We start from the raw sequence: 7,756 nt of genomic DNA, 5'->3' as shown, positions 1-7,756 counted from the left end.
CGCCCCCCCCCCCCGCCCCCCCCCCCCCCCCCCCGGCCGCGCCCCCGCCCGCCCGCCGCCCCCCCCCCCCCCCCCCCCCCCCCCCCCCCCCCGCCGCCTGGCCCACGCCTGGCCCGACACCCGGCCCACGCCTGGCCCGGCACCGGCCGCCGCCCGGCCCAACACCCGGCCCAGCGCCCCACCCAACACCGGGCCCGCCCCACCCAACACCCGGCCCAACACCCGGCCCGGCACCCACCCAACACCCGATACGCCTCCGCCCAACACCCGGTCCGCCCCCGCCCAACCACCCCGCAAGACCCCTCGTACCGGGACAGAACAGCGCACTGCCGAAACGTCATGTCCCGGGCCGTTGGCGGGGGTTGACACCCAAAGTTGGTCTAGTCCACATTATGGGGCAGCGCGATCGGCACGGCGGACGAGCCGACCTGGGCTCGGCCCCGCCGCACCCCGAAACCGGCCGATCGGCGCCACCGTTCCGCCGTCGGCGCGTGCCACGCCTGCGACGGACGCCGCGTACCACGAGGTTGAGGAGGCCGGCTCCAGTGCCACGGCGAACCACCAGCTCCACGACCGGTTTACGCGGCACGGTCCCCGTCTTACGGGTGGCCGGCTAGCCCCGCACCTCGCGCGAGCGTCCACCGCGGACCCCAGACGCGAGGACCGCGGTGCACGACCCACGCGCCACGATCCCCCGCAACGGCCCGCAGCCGGCGACATCCACGCCGGCGCGACGCACGCGCGCCCCGGCCGGGCCCGCCGTGCGCAGTGCCGCGTACGGCGTACCGGCGCCATCGACCACCGTCCTGCGCCCATCCCTCCCGCCGCCCGCCAGGCGGCCCGGGACGCGGCGCGCGCCCGACCGCCACCGGCCCCTCGCGGCCACTGCTCGCCGCATCCCCCAGCCCGGCGCCGACACCGGCACCGGGCGGGTGAACCGCGCTCCCGACCCGGTGACACCGCCGCGACCTGCCGGCCGTACGCGTCACCGGCCACCGCCACGCCCACGCGCGCCCGTCTGATCCGCGGTGACCGTCGCAGGCGTGGTACGCGCGGGCGCCAGGGATGACGCCGCGGCCCCACGGGCACGGCCGGGCCCCGCACACCACGCATCGGAGACCTTGCATGCCCAAGCCCGCCGGTCATCTCTACCGGGCCGCTTCCCAGCGGCCCTACTTCAGCGCGGACGGCGACACCTACCTGGCGCAGACGCCGCTGAAGGACATCGACAAGTCGCTGCCGCTGCGCGTGCTCTCCAAGGAGGACCTGGCGCACTGGCAGACGTACGGCTACGTGATCGTCAAGGAGGCCGTCCCGGCCGCCTCCGCCGCCGCGCTGCTCGACTTCGCCTGGGAGTTCCAGGGCCTGGACCGGGACCGCCCGGAGACCTGGTACCCGGAGCGCACCTTCGCCACCGACCTGGAGCGCGACCTGTACGTCTACGGCTTCGTCGAGGCGTACCAGCACCAGTTGATCTGGGACAGCCGGCAGCACCAGCGGGTGTACGACGCGTTCGTGGACGTGTGGGACTGCGAAGAGCTGTGGGTGACGCTCGACCGGCTCAACCTCAACCCGCCCAATGTGGGCAACCGTTCCCGCTCGCTCATCGAACCCACCGACACCGGCTTCGACATCGAGCTGCACTGGGACGTGGACTCCACGCGCGGCGTGCTGCCGCAGCGCGTCCAGGGCATCATCGCGCTGCACGACACCAGCGCCGAACTCGGCGGCTTCCAGTGCTCGCCCGAGCTCTTCCGCCGCTTCGACCGGTGGAAGCTGGACCAGCCCGCCGACCGTGACCCGATCCGGCCGGCGGCGGACCGGGCCGAGTTCCCCGTGGTGCGGCCCGAGCTGTCCGCCGGCGACCTGCTGATCTGGAACGGCATGCTGGCGCACGGCGTGGCGCCCAACACCTCCGAGCGCGGGGTGCGCTCGGTGCAGTACCTGTCGATGATGCCCGCCATCGAGGAGCACGAGGAGCTGCGCGCCTCGCGTGTGAACTCCTGGCGCCACCTGTCCACGCCCAAGTGGAACAAGACCCTGCTCGGCGACGCCACGCGGCACGAGTCGCTGCGCTACGGCCCCGCCGAACTGACCGATCTGGGCGAGCGGCTGCTCGGCCTGACGCCCTGGAACGGCATAGCGACCGAGCGGTGAACCGGAGAGACGGAATGCGCACCATCTGCCTGACCCTCCCGACCAACCGGCCGTCCGCGCCCATGGTCCGGGCCCTGTGCGAGGAGGCCGCTCACGCGGCCCGGCACTTCCCCGTCGAGGTGCACGCCCTCGTCCTCGACTCGTCCGAGCCGGACGCGTACGCCGAACACGCCCGCGCGCTGGCCGGCGTGCAGCCGGTGCCCGGCGTCGTCGTGCACCACCTGGACGAGGCGGCGCAGCGCGACTTCCTGCGCCGGGCGATCGAGCGGGCGGCCCAGCCCAAGCCCGAGCTGCTGCTCGACCTGATGCTGCCGGCCGGCGTCTCCTACGGCGCCTGCACCAACCGGGCGTTCCTCATCGCCGCGGCCCTCGGCTGCACCTCGGTGCACCGCCGCGACTCCGACAGCCGCTACCAGGAGTGGGCCGGCGAGACCGTCTACCCCATCCACCACGAGCTGACCTCGATCGGGCTGCCGGCCGGCGCCGCGGCGCCGCAGGTGGACGAGGTGGCGCTGGACGCGGCGCTCCTTGAGCGGCCCGTGGTGCTGGTGGGCGCCTCGTTCGTGGGCGAACTCTCGGTGGACATCAGCGAGATCCGCGACCTGGACGCCGAGGTCTACCAGGACGTGGTGAGCCTGTGGGCGCCCACCGACTGGAGCGCCGAGCAGAAGCGGGAGCTGGTCGCCGAGTCCTTCACCGGCGCCGGCACCGAGCCGTTCGCCGGCGACCACGCGCTGCTGACCGTCGTGGACCCGATGCGCCTGGACATGTGCAACATCAGCTTCCACCAGGTGCACGAGCGGGTGCCGCTGCCGCCGGCCACCGACACCATCGGCAGCGACTACTTCCTGATGCATCTGGTGCATGACGCGGCGCTGCCCGGCGTGCTGCACAACCGGCACATCGTCAACTTCTACACCAAGGAGCGGCGCACCGACGCCGGCTTCGCCGCGTACCAACTGCGGTTCGCGAAGTTCTTCCTCTCGATGCTCTACCTGAACGCCGTGTACGCGGCGATGGCCGAGGCCGGCAGCACCCTGCTGGACGGGGCACACCGGGTGGACGCGCAGCGGATCAGCCAACTGGTGTGGGACAGCACCCGGTTGGACACCGCCGAGAACGCCACCAGGCTCGACGTCCTGGAGCGCTCCTACCGGCGGCTCGGCGGCAGGTACGCCGCGTTCGCCGACGCCATCGCGCCGCGCCGCCAGCAGTTGCTGGACGAGGCCCGGCACGACATGGAGGACTTCGCGCGGCTCATCGACGCCTGGCAGCCACTGGTGGAAGCCAGCCGTGCCACGCCCGTCCGACCGCTGCCGCGGTAGCCAGAACCCGGGGGCATCCAGCCACATGTACGTCACCACACCACTGCGCACCGCGCTGGCCGCGGCGACCGAGGACCAGATCGTCTTCGACCTCGCCGGGATAGCCGAGCGGCACGCCACGTTACGGCGGGAGCTGCCCGGCGTCGCGGTGCGCTTCGCCATGAAGTCCTGTCCGGTCGATGAGGTGCTGGCCCGGCTCGCCGGGCAGGGCGCCGGCTTCGACGCGGCGAGCCCGGCGGAGATCGTGCAGGCCATCGCGGCCGGCGCGACGCCGGACCGCATCCACTTCGGCAACACCATCAAGTCCGACCGGCACATCGCCGACGCCCACCGGCTGGGCGTGCGCGACTTCGCGACCGACAGCGTCGCGGACGTGTGGGCACTGGCCGAGCACGCGCCCGGCGCCCGGGTCTTCTGCCGGCTGGCCACCGACGGCGAGGGCGCGCTGTGGGGGCTCAGCCGCAAGTTCGGCTGCACCCCGTCCGACGCGGTACGGGTCATGGAGGCGGCGCGCGCCGCCGGGCTCGTACCCGCCGGGCTCTCCTTCCACGTCGGCTCCCAGCAGATGACGGCCGGCGCCTGGCGCGGCGCGCTCGACCGGGTCGCCGGCGTGCTGCCCGTGCTCGGCCGGCGCGGCATCCACCTCGACCACGTCAACCTCGGCGGCGGGCTGCCCGCGCTCACCTGCCGGGACCGGCACGGCCGGCCGCTCGTCCCGCCGCTGGACAAGATCTTCGCCGTGATCCGCGAGGGCATGCGGCAGGTGCGGGCCGCGGCCGGCGGCCCGCTGGAGTTCCTCATCGAACCGGGCCGCCACCTGGTCGCCGACCACGGCGCCATCCGCGCCCACGTCGCCCGGCTGACCAGCCGCGAACAACTGGGCGGCGGGCGCGCCCACTGGCTCTACCTGAGCTGCGGCAAGTTCAACGGCCTGTACGAGATGGACGGGCTCCAGTACCCGCTGCTCTTCCCCACCCACGGCGCGGGCACCCGCTACGTACCGGCCGTGGGCGCCGGCCCGCCCTGCGACAGCGACGACGGTTACGACCCGGCCGGCGGCCTGGTCCGCGTCCCGGAGTCGGCCGCCTCCGGCGACCCGGTCTGGCTGCTGTCCTGCGGCGCGTACGCCACCAGCTACACCACGGTCGGCTTCAACGGCTTCGACCCGCTGCCGTACTCGTGGGTGGACGGCGAACGCTCGGGCTGGGGCGCGCCGTACGCGGCGGGGGCGCCGGCCGCGACGGGGGCTGCGTACGGGGCGGGGGCGGCGTACCCGGCCGCGGGTGCGGATGATGCGGGTGCGGGCGGTGCTGCGTACGGGGCGGGGGACGCTGGCCCGGCGCGGTTGTCCGGGCACGGTGCGGACCCCGGTTACGCGGCGGGGCCCGGGTCCGGTGCGTACCCCGGGGCCGCTCTCGATGGCGAGTGGACGGCCGTCGGGGGTGGTGCGCGGGGGCCGCGCCCGGGGGGCGGGGGCCCGGTTCCGCGCACGGCGGCGCGCACGGTGCCACCGGCAGCCCCCGCCTCCACCCCACCCCCCACATCCGCCCCATCGCCGAGGCGGACTGGCCCGGCATCGCGGCGCTTGAGTCCCGTACGTACGCACCCCTCGGCCTGAGCGAGGGTGAGGCCGCGCTCAGGTCCCGGGCCCGGCTCTCCCCGGGCACCTGTGCGGTGCTCGACCACGCGGGGGCGCCGGCGGGCTATGTGGTGGCGCTCCCCTACCCGCCCTTCCGCTGCCCTGACCTGGCGGAGCCGGAGGGTGGGGACGGGGACGCGGCGGGGACGGACACAGGGACGGAGGCGGGGACGGATGCGGGGTCGACCCCCCGCCAGGCCCCGGCCCGCAACCTCCACCTCCACGACCTCGTCATCGCCCCCGAACACCGCGGCCAGGGGCTGGCCGCGCGGCTGCTGCGGCAGGTGTGGGCGAACGCGCGGGCGGCCGGGTACGAGCGGATCTCGCTGGTCGCCGTCGGGGGCAGCGCCCCCTTCTGGGCCGGGCAGGGCTTCGGCCCGCACCCGGACGTGCCGCTGCCCGACAGCTACGGCACCGACGCCCAGTACATGTCCGCACTGGTGCCGACGGGACGCGCCCACCCCCCGGGCCCCCCGCCACCGGGCCGCAGGAACGACCTGATCGACGAAGACGAAGTGGACGGATAGGCATGTTGGGTGTTCGCGACGACTTCCGCCGGGGCCTGCTGGCCATCGCGGCGCTGTTCTGCGTACTGGGCTTCCAGTACGCGACCTGGGCCGCACGGCTGCCCACCATCAAGGCGGAACTCGACCTGAGCGAAGCCGAGGTCGGGCTGCTGCTGATGGCCGCCGGCATCGGCGCCGCCGTCTCCTTCCCGCTGGTCGCGGTGTTGACCCGGCGGCTGGGTTCGCGGCTGCTGGCCATCGCGTCCGGCCTGCTGCTCGGTGCGGTCCTGCTCGGCCTCGCCGCGGCGCCCAACTACCCCGTCATCCTGCTGGTGATGTGCGTGGACGGGCTGGCCGTCGGCTCCCTCAACGTCGCGATGAACGCCCAGGGCGCGGCCCTCGAATCCCGCTACGAGCGCACCGCCATGGCCAAGCTGCACGCGGTCTTCAGCGCCGGCTCGCTGATCGCCGCCCTGCTGGCCTCCGGCATGAACGTGCTGACCTCATCGCTGATCGCCCACTTCGGCGCCGGCGCGGCCCTGATCGCCCTGCTCATCGTCGTCAGCCGGCCCGGCCTGCTGCCCGACGAGGAGGCCGAAGCGAAGGCCGGCGAAGAGCCCGCCGAAGAGCCCGCAGGGCAGCGAGGGGAGGCGGCGGCCGGAGATACGGAGGCGCCCACCCCCGCGGACGAAGGCTCCGCAGGCGAAGGCTCCGCGGACGCCCCTGCGACCACCAAGCCGCGCCGCAAGCTGTCCCTCCCCACCCAGGCCACCCTGTGGATGGGCGGCGCAATGGTCTTCGGCACCGTCACCGAGGGCGCCATGAACGACTGGTCGGCCCTCTACTTGAAGGAGGAGGCGCACGCGTCCGCGCAGGTCGCGCCGCTCGGCATCGCCGTCGTCTCGGTGATGATGGTGCTGGCCAGGGTGTTCGCCGACGGCTGGCGGGCCCGCTGGGGCGACGGCCGGGTGGTCCGCGTCGGCAGCCTGCTCGCCGGCGCCGGCCTCACCGTGGCCCTGCTCGCCGGCGGCGTCGTCCCCGCGCTGCTCGGCTTCGCCTGCATGGGCCTCGGCATGGCGGCGGTCACCCCTTGCGGGTACGTGGCCGCAGCCCGCCAGGGCTCCACCGCCCTGGCCCTGGTCGCCGCGATGGGCACCACCGGCCTGCTCGCCGGCCCACCCGTCATCGGCTTCATCGCCCACGGCTCCACGTTGGTGTGGGGCATGGGCGCGGTGGCCGCATCGGCCGCCCTGGTGGCGGCCTGCGCCACCCGCATCGACTGGCCGACCCCGGAGGGCCAGGCCCCGGCAGCGGGTTCGGCCGGGGCGGCCGGGACAGCAGGTTCGGCCGAGGCCGCCGAGCCGACCGGTCCCGGCACGCCCCAGGCCCCCAACACCCCGGAGGAAGCCGAGCGGTCCGAGAAGGCCGAGGCCCCGGCGACGTAACCCTCCCGCCCCATCGCACATCCGGCCCGGGCCCCCACGAGGAGTCCGGGCCGGACGCGTTCCACGGCACCTCACGCGGCGGGGGCACCGCGTACGGCGGGACCACACACCGGCGCCCCCGTACGGCCGTACGTCCCGCACCACCACAGGCCCGTCGCCACCCCCCACATCCGGCTGGCTAGGGTGATCACTCGGCCACACCGCAGCGCAGCCCCGAGGAGGCGACCCGTGAACGCGCCCGACCCCTCGGAGATCCGGGTCCCGGTCGGCCCCGACGCCGCACGCTGGACCAGCCGCGCCACCCCCCGCCGGGTCCTGCTCATCGCGCACAACGTCACCGCGGCCGGCCGCCTGCTCGACGTGCTCCCGCTGTTCCACGACGACTTCCGCGTCCAACTCCTCGTCACCACCCCGGGTTCCTCCGCCTTCCGCAGCGGCCTCCCCGACCTCTTCGCGGACCTGGACCTGCCCGTACTCCCGTGGAAACAGGCCCTGAGCACCCCGGTCGACCTGGCGATATCCGCCAGCTTCGGCGGTCAACTCCCGCTGATTCAGGGCAAGTTGAGCGTTCTCTCACACGGGGTTGGATACACTAAGAAGCTGGCGAAGCCGGGAGCCGGGAGCCGGGAGCCGGGAGCCGGGAGCCGGGAGCCGGGAGCCGGGAGCCGGGAGCCGGGAGCCGGG

At 74.7% G+C, this 7,756-nt stretch carries 5 protein-coding genes and 2 pseudogenes; 6 read left to right on the top strand and 1 reads right to left on the bottom strand.

The features are described from left to right. Positions 1-234: hypothetical protein (locus tag AAHZ94_RS24230; RefSeq protein WP_349995194.1), on the bottom strand; the 234-nt coding region annotated here is incomplete at its 3' end. Positions 235-1,125: 891 nt separating this feature from the next. On the opposite strand from AAHZ94_RS24230, the gene AAHZ94_RS24225 reads away from it, so the two are divergent. The 6 genes and pseudogenes from AAHZ94_RS24225 to AAHZ94_RS24200 all read left to right on the top strand — a co-directional run. Beyond that, positions 1,126-2,157 (top strand): phytanoyl-CoA dioxygenase family protein, encoded by a 1,032-nt coding sequence (locus AAHZ94_RS24225; protein ID WP_349995192.1) that lies wholly within the window; start codon positions 1,126-1,128, stop codon positions 2,155-2,157. A gap of 14 nt (positions 2,158-2,171) precedes the next feature. Continuing rightward, entirely contained in the window at positions 2,172-3,482 is a 1,311-nt protein-coding gene (locus tag AAHZ94_RS24220; protein ID WP_349995190.1) for a DUF6271 family protein, read from the top strand. A gap of 25 nt (positions 3,483-3,507) precedes the next feature. Beyond that, positions 3,508-4,686, top strand: a pseudogene (locus AAHZ94_RS24215) (type III PLP-dependent enzyme); the annotation flags it as partial. A gap of 221 nt (positions 4,687-4,907) precedes the next feature. Next, on the top strand, positions 4,908-5,648 hold the full coding sequence (locus AAHZ94_RS24210; protein ID WP_349995188.1) for a GNAT family N-acetyltransferase: 741 nt from the start codon (positions 4,908-4,910) through the stop codon (positions 5,646-5,648). 2 nt (positions 5,649-5,650) lie between these two features. Next, positions 5,651-7,072 (top strand): MFS transporter, encoded by a 1,422-nt coding sequence (locus AAHZ94_RS24205; RefSeq protein ID WP_349995186.1) that lies wholly within the window; start codon positions 5,651-5,653, stop codon positions 7,070-7,072. A gap of 228 nt (positions 7,073-7,300) precedes the next feature. Continuing rightward, positions 7,301-7,756: pseudogene (locus tag AAHZ94_RS24200) on the top strand (hypothetical protein); the annotation flags it as partial.

The sequence above is a fragment of the Streptomyces sp. HSW2009 genome, assembly GCF_040240285.1.
Classification (GTDB): Bacteria; Actinomycetota; Actinomycetes; order Streptomycetales; family Streptomycetaceae; genus Streptomyces.
This window is presented reverse-complemented; position numbering and strand designations above follow the sequence as displayed.